Source organism: Paenibacillus naphthalenovorans, from assembly GCF_900099895.1.
Taxonomy (GTDB): Bacteria; Bacillota; Bacilli; order Paenibacillales; family NBRC-103111; genus Paenibacillus_G; species Paenibacillus_G naphthalenovorans.
Genome location: NZ_FNDY01000020.1, coordinates 23,639 through 39,408, shown reverse-complemented (window position 1 = coordinate 39,408; position 15,770 = coordinate 23,639). Strand labels below are relative to the sequence as shown.

Below are 15,770 nucleotides of genomic sequence, written 5' to 3'. Positions count from 1 at the left end.
TTACGAATGAACCTGCTGCTTTAATTGATGAACATGCTCCAAAATCAGCCCATGCACCGGATGATTCTCCGGGATGCCTGTATAATGAGTCACCGCCCGGCCCAGTCCCATAGCTTGAATGGTTGACTGCAGTTCCACGGCTTCCGGATCTTCCGTATGATCGAACAGCAGGGCGGCAGCCATAGCCCGTGCCAGATGATTCGGCGTCATTCCCAGCTCAAACGCCTGAAGGGCCGGACGAACCAGCCGGTCGTTCGGAGACAGCTTGCGGATAGGCGAACGCCCTACCCGTATGACCTCATCCGTCAAATAAGGATTACGGAAACGGTCCAGAATTTTATGAATATAGTTCTTATGTTCCTGCGGATCAAAAGCGTACTTCTTCACCAGCAGTTCGCCGGTTTCCTCCAATACCTGCCGAACCTGCGCTGTAATACCCTGGTCCGCCATCGCTTCCTGAATCGTCTGGAAGCCTTGCAGGTATCCGAGATAGGCAGCGCAGCAGTGCCCCGTATTGACGGTAAAAAGTTTGCGTTCAATATAAGGCGTCAATTCGTCCACATAATGAACGCCCTGGATTTCGGTAAACCCCTCGATCATCCCAGAACGGTCAACCACCCACTCATAAAACGGCTCCACCGTTACGTGAAGCGGATCCTCATGATGCTGGATCGGTACGATCCGGTCTACCGCGGCATCCGGAAAAGCTGTATATTGATCCGCTTTGCTGCGCATCTCTCCGCTCAAATGGGAATACACATGCTCCTTTAACTGCGTGCTTCCGCCGATCGCATTTTCACAGGCAATAATATGCAGAGGGGCGTTGGAGCGCGAAAGGCGCTGTTCAATGCCTTTGGCAATTCCTTCGGCAATGTGCTTGAGAATCGTAACTCCGACAGCCGTTGTGACCAGGTCCGCATTCGCAACCGCCTCGGCTACCCTTTCCAGATCTTTTCCGTTGATTGCCGTAACGCCCCTCACGACCGCCGCCTCTTGGGCTTCGTTCGCCAAGGTTACCGTATATTCGCCTCTTTGCTGAAGCAAGGAAACGAGCGTGTCGTTCACGTCGACAAAGCAAACCTCATATCCCGATCTCGACAGCAGCAGTCCGATAAACCCTCTGCCAATGTTTCCCGCTCCGAAATGGACCGCCCTCATGCTTCCATCCCGCTTTCGAAGATCGCGATCATTTCTTCCGCCGTAGATGCTTTAAGGATACGCTCCAGGTTATCGTCATCGGAACATATCATCGCCACATTCGTCAAAATGTCCAGATGATCATCCCCTGCCGCGGCAATGCCCACGACCAGATGCGCTTTTTCTCCATCTCCGAAATCGACGCCCTCGGGAATTTGGACAATCGACAGCCCCGTGGAGCGGATCAGCTCCTTGGAATCCTTGGTGCCGTGAGGAATAGCCAAGCCCCCGCCCATATAAGTGGACAAGGTTTGTTCTCGCTCAATCATTTTATCGATATATTCGACGGAAGCGTGGCCCGCATCGACGAGCAGCTGTCCGGCCATGCGAATCGCTTCATATTTGTCCTGTACTTTGGCATTCAGCTTGACTTTGTCCTTCGATAAAATACTCACTAGATAACCCTCTCCATTTCCATTTTATTTTCAAAAAAGCCTGCGAGCTCATTCGATATAAACTGCCTGATTTGCTCTGTCGTCCCGTTCTCCAGCATCCGAATCATATCCGGCAGAAGCAGCATGGCGCTAATCTCGCTCAGGACTTCCAGACCTTCTTTGGAAAGCTCCCGCGGCCCTAGCATCAGTAAAAGCTCGCGAACCTGCGCGGGATGCTCGGGATCCAGGGTCAGAGCATTGCTTAACCTGAACAAAGACAGCAGCGGCCTTGTGATATGCTCGCTTCTGGTATGAAATAAAGCAAGTCCGGTATCCGGGATGATTTGACTCCCGTATCGTTCCCTCTCAAGCAGCTGCTCGACGACCGGTTCGGGCCTCGCCAACGCCCCGTCCTTGCGGACCTCTTCGCAAGCCTGCCGTAACGTTTGCCGCAAATCCGGGCTATTGGACAAGCGATATACTTCAAAATGATCCATCAGGCAGACCGTTTCGTTTAAATAAGCTTTTAACGATCTTAAACGGTCCAAAGCCGGGGTTCCCTGTAAGGGTTCGGGAAGGTCGGCCGGAGCCCGTTTTAAGGTGATATTTTGAACATATTGCCGCAGTTTCTCCGTCTCTTCTTTGGTCAGCAGAGGGCTCAGCTTGAAGTATTGATCCGGTTCCAGCGGAAGATCCACGGTGGATATGATCAAATCGTAAGCCTCTGCGGGAAATCTGGCCGCTTCGTACCAGGATACATTGTCGACGATGTCAATTTGGGGAAGCTCCTTCTCCAGACGGATAGCCAGCAGCTTTGAGGATCCGATGCCGCTGGTACACACCACGATGGCCCTTACATTCCGGGAAAACTGCTTCAGACGTTCCAAAGACGCCCCGAAATGCATGACCAGAAATCCGATTTCCTCATCCGGCACTGCAAATCCGGTAATAATTTCGTCTACCGCTTGCCTGACATATCCAAACAGATGCTCATAATCTTTTTTGATTTGGGCAAGCAGCGGATTGCGGATCTGCACGCCTTCCCTGATCCTCTGCAATGCAGGCTCAATGTGCTTGATTAGACCGTCCCTCAAGGAACGGTCTTCACTCAACGGAACACCGGTCTGATCCTCTACGCGGCGTATAAGCTTTTGAACGGTCTCCAGCAAGCTCAGATCATCTTGAGGCAGCAGGCTGTTGGTGCGGGCCTCCCCATTTTCATCGAATAGCCCGGCTATATAATCGGCTTCCTCCGGAGGCAAGGAAAGATGCAGTGTTTCGGATAAATGACGCACCATTTGATCCCTGACCGCACCCTCACGGACGGTTTCGCCGGTATCCGGGACTCCTCTTCGGTCCGGCTCGATCGTCTTGCCCTGCCTGATTCGCGTAAGCGCCACGGACAACCGGATCAAGAGATCGGTATAGGCCGCCTCCGACAGCTCCAAGGGCCACCGGTCCTCCATCTGCCATAGCGCTTGCTCCACATCCATCCAATGCTCTTTACCTATCATCGCAAGCAGCCGTCCGGTAAGCGGATGAAGCGGTCCGCTTGCGATTTTTCCGAACAAATCGGAATCATCCAGATGCTTGCGGGCCAGCCGGCATATGGCTTCGCGTTTATTCGCTTCAGATCCGCCGAGAAGCACGCCATACCCTCTTCGCCGCACCAAGGTAAGACCGCTTTTCTGAATCCAATCCTCCAGGTCGTCCAGATCACTGCTGACCGTCGGTACGGTAACATGCAAATCATGCGCCAGAGCAAACAGCTTCACCGGTTCTTCGGCTTCCAAAAGCAGGCAAAGCATCAATGCTTTTCGTTCCTCCGCCGAGAATTCCACTGTACCCATGTGGGAGAGACTCCGTTTGAACTTCTCCAGCTGTTCCGGTTCAGCTTGAATTTGGATGCCGATGCCGGATTTTTTGTGCAGTGAGACGTCATAGGCCGCCAGAATTTCCTCCAACTCCGACAGCTCTCTGTGAACCGTTCTCGTGCTGACTTTGATTTCAGCGGCAATTTCTCCTGCCGTGATCTCATCCTTGCGGTTCAGCAGCAGCTCCAGGATTTGTCGTTGTCGGTTGGAAATGTTCATAACGGACAATCTCCTCTTTTACAAAATGGAGATAACGCCGGCAGAATGCCAGCGTTAAATATACTGCAATTGAATTAGCTTAACCGCTTGACGAGCTCTTCGTATTCCGGGCTCTTCAGGAAGTTGTCGATCGAAATGTGCTCGGCGTTCGGCGCTTGCACCTTCGCGCGATCGGTCAGCGTTTTATGTGTAATCACGATATCCGCGTCCTGCGGAATCTCGCTGATTGCGGTATTAATGACCGTCACTTCAACGCCCGCTTCTTTCATTTTCTTCCTTAAAATGGATGCCCCCATCGCGCTGGAGCCCATCCCGGCATCACAAGAAAATACGATTTTGTTCACTTCGGATTTCTTGTTCTCTGCCACCGCCACTGCTTCGGCCTTACCCGCGTTTTTCATTTGCTTCATCTTCTCGGCAGCCTGCTCCAAATCGCCTTCCTGCTCTGCCTTACGGCTCATTTTGAGCAGAAGCGACGCAACCAGGAATGAAGCGACGGTTGCCGTCAGGACACCCGCCAATACCGGGAACAGCCCGCCTCTGGGCGCCATCGCGATGTAAGCGAAAATACTCCCCGGCGATGGCGTAGCCACCAGTCCGGCTTGAAATAAGGAGAATGTGAACGTTCCGACTACACCGCCTGTAATCGCAGCCAAAATCAGGCGCGGATTCATCAGAATATAAGGGAAATAAATCTCATGGATTCCGCCAAAGAAATGGATAACCGCTGCACCGGGTGCGGATTGCTTCGCCGTACCGCGCCCTACCAGCCAGTAAGCGAGCAGAATACCGAGCCCCGGTCCCGGATTCGATTCCAGCATGAAAATGATCGATTGCCCTGTTTTGGCCGATTGATCCAAAGCAATCGGACCCAAGACGCCATGATTGATCGCGTTATTCAGGAAAAGAACTTTACCCGGCTCAATCAGGATATTAGCCAGCGGAAGCAACCCGGCATTGATCAGGAATTGGACCCCTGCCGCCAAGGTATTGCTGATCACTTGAACGACCGGGCCTACGCCCGTATACGCTACCAGAGCTAACGCGCCCCCGATAATCCCGGCTGAAAAGTTATTGACGAGCATTTCAAAACCGGAACGGATTTTGCCGTCGACCGCTTTGTCAAACTGCTTCAAAACCCACGCCGAAGCCGGTCCGACGATCATAGCCCCCAAAAACATGGGAATGGTCGCACCTACTACGACTCCCATCGTTACCACAGCGCCGATGACCCCGCCGCGGGAACCGTGAATGATCTGTCCCCCGGTATACCCGATAAGAATGGGAAGCAGGTAAGTGATCATAGGATTTACCAGCTTGGCCAGGTACTCGTTAGGAAACCATCCTGTCGGAATAAATAAAGCCGTAATCAAACCCCATGCTATGAAAGCGCCCATATTCGGCATGACCATGCCGCTCAGGAATCGGCCGAAACGTTGTACAGCTACCCGAACCCCGCCGGACGATGACTGCTGCGCCGCAGCTGTATTCACTAGAAAAGCCCCCTTTGATTGTAACTTGCCTTTGCCGCTATTCAGACAAAGGTTTATGGTTTCATCGTAAATCAGGATGACTGATGGTTTCAACCAAAGGAAAAGTTCATTTCGTCATGATTACTGTTGACAACATTTAAGAAGATTTATACATCGCCGCTTGGAAAACGATTCTGTTCCAGTTATACCGCCCCATTTTTATGTAATGTTTTATAACATTTTAATTAAATATATTGTCAAAAAATCAGTTATCTTATATAATCCTCTCATATGTGTTAGATAAAATAACATAATTGGGAGTGAAATTGGGATGAAAGATCAAAAAAGTAAGATTTCGCGGACAGGATTCCTATTATTTATGACAGCAATACTAACCTTACCATCTTTCGGTATTTCCAGTGCAAGCGCCATGCCTCTTCAACCTACTACTTTAGAGAAGGTGGAAGGGGAATATTATGTTCCGTCAACCGTAGAAAATATTCGTTGGGGGCATTTGCCTAATCGCGACAGCAAACCGGTACTCACCGTTCCTTCCGGAAGTACGGTGACATTCGATACCGTCTCTCATGAGGGCATTATCGAGGACCAGGGACGAAATCCAGTTCAATACTTTGGAGCTCACGGTATTCCTGCGGATCAGGTGTTGGATGATGCCAAGGCGATTGCCGCCTCCTCCATCGAGCATGATTTCGATAAAGACGGTCCTCACATCGTTACAGGACCTGTTGCAGTCGAAGGGGCGGAGCCTGGAGATGTATTAAAAGTAGAAGTTCTTTCATTGCAGACAAGAGTCCCCTATGGCGTTATTTCCAATCGTCACTACAAAGGAGCATTACCTGGCGAATTCCCCGAAAATAAAGGGCGACAAGAAGGGGCCGGCGCTGAACATCCGGAACGGTATAATAACGTATCGATCTTCACCCCTATTGAAGAGATCCATGGCAGATGGTACGGTGTTCTGCCTACGGAAAACAATCAAAAAGTCCGGTTTCCGATCAACCCGTTTCTGGGTATCATGGGTGTGGCCCCTGACTCGAGTGAAAAAATAAATTCGGTGCCTCCATCCGAAACGGGGGGCAACATCGATATTAATGAATTAGGTGTAGGCTCGACGCTTTATCTGCCTGTTAAAGTCAACGGCGCCCTTTTCTATACCGGCGATCCTCACTTTGCACAAGGGGACGGCGAAGTCGCTTTAACCGCTTTAGAAGCTTCCCTGCGTGGAACCTTGCGTTTAACCGTACTTAAAAAGGGAGATCCGTCCATTCCCCGCAACGGCGAATTCACCCAGCCTTTTGCCGAAACGGATGATTACTGGATTCCGATCGGACTCGATCCCGATCTGGATGAAGCCATGAAAGAAGCGGTTCGCGAATCGATTGCCTTCCTGTCGGAAAAGCTGGGCATGAGCCGCGAAGTGGCTTACGCTTATCTCAGCGCCGCCACAGATTATGAAGTATCTCAGGTTGTGGACCGGACCAAGGGAATACACGGTCTCATTCGTAAGACTGATTTTCTGGAGTCTCTAAGCATCCATGTGAATGTCAACGGGAAACACATCTCCCCTACTGTAATTAACAACGATAAGTTCTATGTCCCTCTTCGCGACATTGTCGAAGAATTAGGCGGAACGGTAGCGTGGGACAGCGCGACAAGATCGGCCGTCGTCACTTTGCAGGGTAAAAGCATAACTGTGAAGAACGATTCCAACCTATATCATGTTGACGGCAAAGAGATATATAATGAAGGAATACCGCACATCATCAATGAGAAAACGATGATTCCCGTGAAAACGGTCCGGGACATTCTCGGGGCTTACGTCAATTGGACAACATCGGGCAAAGAACTACATGCAGCCGTTGCGCTGAGCAGTAAATAAACCATCCCTGCGTGCCGACACGTTGAAAGGCCGGCACGGCGGCTACATAACAAACAGACCCTCCGTTTCGGAAGGTCTGTTTTGTTGTGCTGTTCAAAATAAAATTTTTCAAGCCAATGGATATAGACAAGTGCCCTTTTTTTCGTTTCTGCATATTGTAGAGTAAGTTAACAAAGGAGGAACAAAGATGACTCAGGAAAACCCATCCGTAATACAACCGGCAGATGCAGCCGAATTCGATTATCCTGCGCAGCAGGCTCAAATTGATGCGCAAGCTTATGCCCCTTATTATGACTACTATCAGTACGGTTACCCTTATCGCGACCACCACTATCATCATGCTCATGTTCATCATGGCTATTTTGACGGCTTCCATCCTGGCTGGTACAGTCCGTGGCAACACCACGGTCACTACGATCCCTGGTTCTATCACCATCCTTGGACGCATCACCACCAACATCAACATCATCCTTGCTCTTATCCGGTTCATTATTAATCACGTACAGAAGGACAGCCCGAATGCCGTGTGCATTCGGGCTGTAATTTATGTTTTTCCGCCTCTCTCAACCATGCAATCCGCCCGATAATCGGGGGCGATCACGATAAGGGCCGACCGGAACTTGAATCAGGCTCGTTCGTCCTTGCCGAGCCATATGGTAGACCTCGTCACACAAGCTTACATCATATCCGAGAAGCGGATGCCCGCCCATCCCCAAGGCGAACGCCGCGAGCAGCAGGCGCTGAACGAGCATCCCCGCTTCCATCTGTTGGACACGATACCCCCGGTACCCCAGTGCCGAATGAAGATGGTCCTTGTCTCCCGCCACATGCAGGCATAACGGGACTTGGTACAGGTTCACATTGTCCAGGGACATCCCCTGCTGCAGCCAAAGCCGATGGTCCCCGGGACGAACCTGACTGAGCACATGACGAACACTGTCATAGCGGTAAGCGCCGTCCGGGATGCCCTCAACGCCGTATAAACAACAATACAGGATGACGCGAGGCGCGGGGTCCTCACAGTTTCCATCCAAATCATTGCGATATCCGTAAGATTCCGCCGCCTCCCGCAGCAGCGCGGCCAAATTCGGCTCGCTTACCCGTCCCGTCACAAAATCCATTTCCGGCGAATAGCGCTTTTTGCAGACCGCTGCCAGATCATACGAAAGCCGCCGGACAGGGGATAATTTTACCGTCGGGCCCTCACCTGCATCGTCAGCTGTCCACTCTTTTCCGATCCGCCGAAACGACCGGGGCGACTCCATCAAGGACGCTTCGTTCATCCGGACCAGCATCGGATAACCCCTGATCCTCTGTGACCGGACATAGTGCCGATGCCAAACTGCCGGCAGCTCCCGGCACAGTTCGGCCGCCGAAACCATCGCGTCTCCGTCCCCGCGGTTTGCAAACCATGCGATGTCAGGATCGGACGACAGAGGAATCACCGCATACACACTTTCCTCCCATTCGGATAGCCCGAGCAGATGGTTCACCGCCCGATCAAGAAACTGGAAATACACCCCCGAGGAAACACCGAACCGTTTAGCCACCTCCAGCAGTTGTCCGATCAGCACGCCGGCATCCAGACCCTGCAGCCTGTAGCCAAAGTTATGGTATTTAAAGAAGTTTTTCCAAAACAGGGTTGAAACAAATACCATACCGAAACAAGCCGACACGTCACAACGGCTGCCCAGAGCCCTGGCCAGATAAGAATCGAAATGGCCTTCGCGCAGGAGCACCAAACGGTGATGTGCCGCATCGTAGTGATATACCCCGGCAGGCAAGTCTTCCAGCTTCAGATATATGTATAATTCGTTGGGATATAACCCGCCGCCGGAGGGAATAAACCGGCGCTTAAACAGCATGGAGCTTACCGCCTGATGCTCGGAATCGAAAGGCAGAATGGACTGGCACACTTGTGTGAGCCCGAATGCATACCAAAGAAAATGGCCGATTTCGCGAAGACCTGTCTTTCCTGGCTTTTGCCGTCCTTCGAGCGTCAGCGGCACTTCCGGAGATAAGGGCACCTCCGGCAAACCGCGGTAAAGCTTATAGGAAAGCGGCGCATCCTCCCAATCCGTCTCCCAGTCCGGAGGCCTCGCCCTATCCGTGTCATAATGCAGATGGTGTATAAAAGCATCCAGGTTCATCCTCCTCACTCCTCTTCACGGATTATGGAAACGGATGCGGATGCGGATTGAGCTGTTCCGGCTTTAGCGGCTGCTTGGCATATCCCAGCTCCACCGGTACGGTGAATACCCGTTCCAGTCCCGTCAAACGGGTAAGATGATGACCGAACGTCATAGGGAGCATCCCTGGAATCAATACTTTCACACAGTACAATCCGTTTCGCCTTAACTCCGGTGCAGTCTGATCCACCACGATCACATCAAGATTCAAGCCGTGAAACACCTGAAGAATGTCCTTCAAATCATCGGTCAAATCCGCAGATCCCGCCTTCGGCTTAAACTCCTCGTCAAAGGTCCGCAGCGGACGATTCTCATCCAGTAAAAACCGCAAACGTTCTTCCGCTTGGGGTAAGCTGTACAGCATGGAATGGTCCTCCATGTGGCGTACCCGAAACGGATCGTGGAGCATTTGCTCAATTTCCTGCCGGTTCGCTTCAAATTTCTCGTCCAGCGTCATCATCATGCCCGAGAGCTCGTGAATCGCGCCTTTCACCGCGCGGATCGGGTCCGGATGAGCCCCGGCCGCGCAGATCAGATTGACTCCGTTGGGTTTCCTGTTTTTCGCGAGCGCCCACACGCTTGGAATTCCATTCTCCATCGTAGCGTTAAATACAGCCACATCATAACCCGCCACCGCCCGCAGACGTCCGATCATCAATTGCAATTCCCGGTCGCCGGCGGAAGAAAGATCAAGCTGTGGAATAGGCAGCTGTGCATACCAGGTCAACAGGAACGAATCGCGCTCCACCACTTCCATGATGCCGTAGAAAACAGCTTCCTCCAGACTGCCTCCCAATGCGCATCCATTGGACGTTTCATGGACAAATTTATCCCCGCACCCCAGGCTGTAATAAGCCAGCATCTCGGGAACCAGGATCGGCCGCTCCTGCCTGAACGAATAGCCCCATACCCAATCGATCGGGCGATCCGGATCAAACGGTTTGAACGGGAATCCGGGCCGCGCATACTGCTGCACATCATATACGCCTACCTTGACGGGATCCAGGGCTTGAGCCTCGAGACGGCGGAAGCTGTCGCGGATCACCGTCCGTTTGCCGCGAGGCGCCACACCGCAGTACCGTTCCAAACCCTCCATAATGCCGGTCAGCTCACTGTCCGCATAGGAATGAGTTCGTCCTCCGCATGCTTCGTCCTGCGAAAACAGCGGCAGATTCACGCTCACATCGGCAAAGGGCGATACGAAATCAACCATTTTCCCATTCAACAAACCGATCCGGTAATCAATGTAGTCCGCGGCCAGAAATGGCTTCAAGTCATCGATCGGACGGCAGCGGTAGCTGTCGGCGTTGATTTTGGGACTGGGCTTTAACGGTATTCGGGCCGCTTCCGGCGTATCGTCGGCCAATCGACCGCAAACCGCACACTGCGGATCGGGTAAAAAGAAATGACGCGAGCTCTTCAGCGTTTGCAGATTAAGCAGCACCACGTTCTCTTCCAGGCCTCCCCGGCCTCCCCGCAGCACCCTGTCCGCCTCCGCCGCAAGCAGGTGCGCCGCCTGCAATAGCCCTGTACGGGATGCCCACGCATCACGCGGCACTCCCCCATGCTCGGCCAGCATTTGCCGCAGTCCCCACATCTCCTTGCGGTCGCGTCCTGCCATCAGATACCGCGAATCCGCACATTGGGAGCATCCCGGCTTTCCCGGACGAACCAACGGTCCCACCATGGCCTCACCAAAGGAAACGAAGCCGCGCAGCCAAGGGATGCCCGCCGATTGCATCACCTCTTCCGCTTCGTAATGAGCATAAGGCTGCCATCCGTCGTGCAGCACCAGGACCAAATCCGCCGCTTGGGGTGCTCCTGTTTTGAAATCGGACTGACGGACAATCTCGTATTGAGCAGACAGTTGGGAATACACGAAATCCGCCAACAGCCCTTCTCCGACAACCAACACGACAGCGCCGCTCACCGGGACTCCCCCTCTCGTAACGACACGCCGAACACGCCTGCCAATTTCTCTTTCAGAAACGGTTCAACCGCTAGATCAAAGGTCACCAGCTGCTTGCCGTTCCGTGTCAAAAGCTGCAGGGCGGACTCAAGCGTCTCCCGCTGCGCCCTCTGTTCGCACGCCGGGATCGTAAGGCTTAGCGGCTCGGCTTCTTCCCGAAGCACCGGCGAAGCTTCCAACTCCCTCGTGATAGAGCCGGCCTCGGGATGTTGGGCATCCAGCAGCGCCCGCTGGAGCGCCTTCCTGAGCGCCAGGGTCACATTCAAGCCTGTGCTGCCATACCAGCGGCCGCCTGTACCGACCCAAACCGCGGGGAAACCGGACACTGCCTCTCCCAAGCCGATCGTGGGCGCACCTTGCATTGTGGTTAACGCCTGCAAGTAAAACCGGCAGCGTTCATCTTCTACCTCACTCAGCCTTACCAGGGCCACAATAGGCGGCTGATTCCCTTGGCGCTTGCCCAGCTCCTCGGCCAAGTATTGGTGCAACCCGCGGCAAACGCCCTCCACGATCGTTTCCCCCGCTCCGACGCCGATAAATTCATCGGGTACGAGCAGGCCTGCCATTCGTGATACATAGGCCTCAATTCCCGCCAATCCGGCTTCCCGCCTTGCCTCTTCATGCGTCAGACCCGTAAAGATCTTTTCCGGCAGCAGCCCGGCCGGCCCTTCCGACAGCGGATCAACGGTTTGAATCCGGCACTGAGCGAGCGGAAGCTGCTTCAAGTCCCCTTCCTCCCAAAGATGAAAAATTCCCGACTCTTCCGAGGTTAACAAGCTGAAATAAGTAAGCAAATCGGTCGAATTTCCTTCATCCGTGCTCTCGTCCAACCGCAGCTCAAGATCGTAAATCCTCCGGGCCTCAGCATGTCCGGTCACCAGCGGATGGGGGATGAACGAATGCCAGCTGCCTTCCAATGTCTCCAAATCAAGCAGAAAAAACTTATTATTACGTTCCGGTTCATCCACGCCCGCCACCTTTTTGAACCACTCAAACACGATCACATTCACAAGCATTGCTCCGGCTGTAGGAGAGGGGAAGTGAATCGATTGGTCTTTGTTCAAGGCAGACCGGTGGATGCGGCGCCAAGCCGATTCCCAGCAGGCTTCAGAGTCCGGATGCACCTGCGGACCGGCCAGACCTGTCTGCTGCAGACCAATGGCAGAGAGAAATCCTTTTTTCTCCTCTCTGCAAACCGCATGAAGCGCCCGCAGCTCCTCCAGATCGCCCTCCTGCGATACATACAAAACCGAATCAAACGGCCGCACAGCCTCCCGCCAAGAGCTCACCCCCTCCTTCGGCAGGGTAATTTCTTCTACCGCCGCTTCAGGGTCTGTTTTGCGGGCGTGAGCCGCAAGCTCCGTCAACCGCTGCCGGTTGGTCGAAACCGAGTCGGTTATCAGGACATGGAATCGGGGCAACCCGGATTCGAGCAATGACGCGGCCAACGAGACCAACCATGAGCCCGAGCCTACCGCCAACACTTTGGCCTGGCGGTAGCACTGAAAACGGTACGCACCCGAGCCGCCGAAGCTGTTCAAAAATTCAATTTGAGAGGCATACTTTTGCAGAATCGGATCCGGTAATTGATGAGGACGGTCTTCTACAACGCGTACGAAGCCGTTGTGGTACAGCTTTTCTGCGATTTCCACCACCCGGTTACGGTATTCGTCCGGCAATCCGTCCGTCAGCTCCTCCAAGGTGTACTGCCCGTCTAATGCCGGCAGAAGCTTGGAAATCCACTGATCAATCGCGCTGCCTTCCATTCGAAACGAGCCTGAATTATTACGAAAATACACGCTTCCGTTCGAGGCGGGGAGAAAAAAGGTATCCCCTTTTACCTTCAGACGCATAGAAGGATTCAGCTTTGTCATTTCACTCCTCCTTACCGCAAGCTGCTCTTAAAAGCCGTCACTTTCACTCTCATCTTATGTATGGCTATTTGTCCCTCATGCCTGATTTTGTCGAGAAAAACCCCTGCCAGCCGGGCAGCGGCTGCAGGGGCCATTTCTCCTTAAACGGCGACAGTTTCCTTGAGGTAACTAGAAGCAGCGGGCACAGCCTCCGCAGCGAGCGCAGCCTCCACAAAATCCGCCGCAGCGAAACCCGCCGCAAAACCCACCGCATCGGCCAAATCCGCCACAAAATCCGCCGCATCGGCCAAACCCGCCACAAAATCCGCCGCATTGGCCAAACCCGCCGCAAAACCCGCCGAAGCCAACACACAAGCGGGCACTATCGTACTGTGCCTGATTGTCCCAGGGTGTTACCTCGCCCGCCTTGAATTCGGCAACCTGCAGATTTTGAATATCTTTTTTAAAATCATTCATGTTAACACCCTCCGCTAAATTCTATTCATGAGGGAAACCACCGGCCTTGATGGAGACATCCATCAAAGCTTAGTTAGGCCGATCTCCCTTGACAAAATAATTTATGTTAGATCATCCTCTCTTGTTACTGTTTCCAATGCCTACTTGCAACCAAAAAAAACGGCCCTTGTCCCGTTCATGCTTGAGACAAGGCCGTTCTTCTGTTGACTTGAGATCCTTGTTATAAAAGAAAACACAATCATGCGAGGGCATGAATAAAAACCCGCGTTCTGCGGGAGAAGCGCAAAACGCAGGTTTTTCATGTTTCAACCGATCACCAGAAGCCACCGTCAAATCCGCCGCCAAATCCACCGCCAAATCCACCGCCAAATCCGCCGCCGAATCCGCCGCCGAATCCGCCGCCGAAGGCGAAGGGGGATGTTCCAATAGCGAGCAGATCAAAAAGAACGAGAGGGATAATAGCCGACGTTCGAACTTGTTTGCCTTTTTGCGGAGCAACAAACAGCTTGCCGCCACTGATGCGCACCAGCTTGCCCTGAACAACCGTACCGTCTTTTTTCACCGCATAAATCAGCTTGCCGATCAGCTTGGCTGCATCCTGCTTACGGACTGCTTTTTGCATAGTCGTGCACCTCCATATCGTTAGCGTCGGGCTTAAAAGCCCTCCAACATTGGTGTTAACGCTATATCATACGAGGCACATCCCTTACCTGCTTGTATCCCTGTCCGTATTTCAGACAAAATGTGCCGCTATCCTAAGCCTTGGGGGCGCTTTGAGGCTTACGCAATCGGCCGAGCTCCATCGTGATCGCTTCAATCTCACTGATGCTGAACTGGCTTTTACCGGCCACCATTTCATAGATATCGCGCAGATCATCGTACTGTTCATCGTTCAGCCTGGATGCTTTGAGCGCGGCGCCGCTCGCCATACGCAGCTTCTTCTTGATTTCTTCTATCATGAATTCCGTATTTTCCAATGTATTGGCTGTCAAGTTCACCGTGATCACCCTTTCCATTTTCGCTTTTAGCATATGCCCTTATTGTACCATGTTTTGTGAACAGACGCTTCTTATAATATAATGATGACGGAATAAAAGTATTTATCCCCCGGCCGGAAGGAGAGCTTCGATGATACATATGCTGCACTTGCAAACAAAAGAACGGGACGAAATGATTGAAATTACCCACCTGGTGTACAATCTCTTAAAGCAGGAAGGACTTGAGGAAGGAATTGCGGTCATCTATTGCCCGCATACCACGGCAGGTATCACCATTCAGGAAAACGCAGATCCTGATGTTAAGCACGACGTTCTGATGAGGCTTTCCGAAGTCTATCCATGGCAGCACCCGAAATACAAGCATGCCGAAGGAAATACGGCTTCCCATTTGAAGGCCATGACCGTCGGTTCGTCGCAAACCGTACTCATAGCCGGTTCTCGTCTGGTATTAGGCCGTTGGCAGGGCATTTATTTTTGCGAATTCGATGGTCCTCGCGAGAGGACTTGTATGGTGAAGTTTATGCGGGGGTAACTTTGGAGTTTCAACGTCATGTGGCAGGGGGCTGCAAAGCATCTCCGGATGCCGAGATGACACTATCCTTGCAGCCCTTCGCACAAATATTTGACATGTTGTTCCGCCAACTTTTTGACATCTTCGAACGATTGATTATAACGAATATTATAAGAAATAAATCCGTGCAGTGACATGAACAAGCTCCATGGCAGGCTGTACATCTTTTTATCGCCGTCCGTCCGCTTAGAGACGACTGACCGCACAACAGTTGCAAACAGCTCCAAACACTCCGCCTGCTCCGTCCGTGAATAACGCTGCAGTTCGGGGTCCTTGATCATAAACATGATTTCGTAATGGTTCGGATTCTCCAACCCGAAGCGGATAAATTCAAACATCAGCTTCTCCAGCTGCCCAAGATCTCCTAAGCGGGTGCGCCTCAGCATATCCTTCATCCGATCCAGCAGCATTCGGAAATCATCGCTAACCAATGCATAGAACAGTTCCGCCTTCTCGCTAAAATGATAGTACAATGCCCCATGGCTGTAACCCATTGACTTTGCGATGCTCCGCATCGTTAATGCATGATAACCGTGCTGGATAAAAAGCTGTCTCGCCTCCTCCAATATGCGCTCGCGACTCAGCTCCTGTGCAACCGCCTTCCTGGCCAAAATTCCCCAACCCCCACTGTGTCATTGTTGTCATGGACTATTCTATATCAGCCGCGCCCCCACTTC

The 15,770-nt window shown here is 52.5% G+C and carries 14 protein-coding genes; 3 read left to right on the top strand and 11 right to left on the bottom strand.

The features are described 5' to 3' along the window. The 4 genes from BLT35_RS17475 to BLT35_RS17460 form a co-directional block, all read right to left on the bottom strand. Entirely contained in the window at positions 1–1,158 is a 1,158-nt protein-coding gene (locus BLT35_RS17475; protein ID WP_054818180.1) for a mannitol-1-phosphate 5-dehydrogenase, read from the bottom strand. Continuing rightward, positions 1,155–1,592 carry a PTS mannitol transporter subunit IIA gene (locus tag BLT35_RS17470; RefSeq protein WP_062409876.1) on the bottom strand — a complete coding sequence of 146 codons (438 nt, stop codon included), beginning with the start codon at positions 1,590–1,592 and terminating at the stop codon, positions 1,155–1,157. Before BLT35_RS17470 ends, BLT35_RS17475 begins: the two co-directional genes overlap by 4 nt. Then, positions 1,592–3,664 (bottom strand): BglG family transcription antiterminator, encoded by a 2,073-nt coding sequence (locus BLT35_RS17465; protein WP_074729170.1) that lies wholly within the window; start codon positions 3,662–3,664, stop codon positions 1,592–1,594. The genes BLT35_RS17470 and BLT35_RS17465 overlap by 1 nt, the downstream gene beginning before the upstream one ends. Before the next feature lie 74 nt (positions 3,665–3,738). Continuing rightward, positions 3,739–5,157: a PTS mannitol transporter subunit IIBC gene (locus BLT35_RS17460; RefSeq protein WP_062409878.1), complete on the bottom strand. Its 1,419-nt coding sequence runs from the start codon at positions 5,155–5,157 to the stop codon at positions 3,739–3,741. 358 nt (positions 5,158–5,515) lie between these two features. Between BLT35_RS17460 and BLT35_RS17455 the strand changes: the two genes are divergently transcribed. Continuing rightward, the gene (locus tag BLT35_RS17455; RefSeq protein WP_137670406.1) at positions 5,516–7,036 is read left to right on the top strand and encodes an acetamidase/formamidase family protein; all 1,521 of its coding nucleotides are present in this window, start codon (positions 5,516–5,518) and stop codon (positions 7,034–7,036) included. A 187-nt stretch (positions 7,037–7,223) separates the two neighbouring features. Then, positions 7,224–7,532 carry a hypothetical protein gene (locus BLT35_RS17450; protein ID WP_139170825.1) on the top strand — a complete coding sequence of 103 codons (309 nt, stop codon included), beginning with the start codon at positions 7,224–7,226 and terminating at the stop codon, positions 7,530–7,532. Positions 7,533–7,599: 67 nt separating this feature from the next. Here the strand turns inward: BLT35_RS17450 and BLT35_RS17445 are convergent, their stop codons facing one another. The 6 genes from BLT35_RS17445 to BLT35_RS17420 all read right to left on the bottom strand — a co-directional run bounded on the left by BLT35_RS17445 (position 7,600) and on the right by BLT35_RS17420 (position 14,522). Beyond that, complete coding sequence (locus BLT35_RS17445) at positions 7,600–9,186, bottom strand: SagB family peptide dehydrogenase (protein WP_074729165.1); 1,587 nt, start codon at positions 9,184–9,186, stop codon at positions 7,600–7,602. A 22-nt stretch (positions 9,187–9,208) separates the two neighbouring features. Beyond that, the gene (locus BLT35_RS17440) at positions 9,209–11,155 is read right to left on the bottom strand and encodes a TOMM precursor leader peptide-binding protein (protein ID WP_074729163.1); all 1,947 of its coding nucleotides are present in this window, start codon (positions 11,153–11,155) and stop codon (positions 9,209–9,211) included. Next, positions 11,152–13,068 carry a putative thiazole-containing bacteriocin maturation protein gene (locus BLT35_RS17435; protein ID WP_074729161.1) on the bottom strand — a complete coding sequence of 639 codons (1,917 nt, stop codon included), beginning with the start codon at positions 13,066–13,068 and terminating at the stop codon, positions 11,152–11,154. Before BLT35_RS17435 ends, BLT35_RS17440 begins: the two co-directional genes overlap by 4 nt. A 168-nt stretch (positions 13,069–13,236) precedes the next feature. Further along, positions 13,237–13,524, bottom strand: a complete 288-nt coding sequence (locus tag BLT35_RS27935) for a heterocycloanthracin/sonorensin family bacteriocin (RefSeq protein WP_074729158.1) — start codon at positions 13,522–13,524, stop codon at positions 13,237–13,239. Positions 13,525–13,837: 313 nt separating this feature from the next. Next, the gene (locus BLT35_RS17425) at positions 13,838–14,146 is read right to left on the bottom strand and encodes a 50S ribosomal protein L33 (RefSeq protein ID WP_074729156.1); all 309 of its coding nucleotides are present in this window, start codon (positions 14,144–14,146) and stop codon (positions 13,838–13,840) included. 133 nt (positions 14,147–14,279) lie between these two features. Then, positions 14,280–14,522 (bottom strand): DUF1128 domain-containing protein, encoded by a 243-nt coding sequence (locus BLT35_RS17420; protein WP_054818197.1) that lies wholly within the window; start codon positions 14,520–14,522, stop codon positions 14,280–14,282. Positions 14,523–14,652: 130 nt separating this feature from the next. Between BLT35_RS17420 and BLT35_RS17415 the strand changes: the two genes are divergently transcribed. Beyond that, the gene (locus BLT35_RS17415; protein WP_054818176.1) at positions 14,653–15,054 is read left to right on the top strand and encodes a secondary thiamine-phosphate synthase enzyme YjbQ; all 402 of its coding nucleotides are present in this window, start codon (positions 14,653–14,655) and stop codon (positions 15,052–15,054) included. Between the two features lie 62 nt (positions 15,055–15,116). On the opposite strand, the gene BLT35_RS17410 is transcribed toward BLT35_RS17415, so the two are convergent. Beyond that, positions 15,117–15,704, bottom strand: coding sequence for a TetR/AcrR family transcriptional regulator (locus BLT35_RS17410; RefSeq protein WP_054818175.1), 588 nt, complete (start codon positions 15,702–15,704; stop codon positions 15,117–15,119). Between the last annotated feature and the right edge of the window lie 66 nt (positions 15,705–15,770).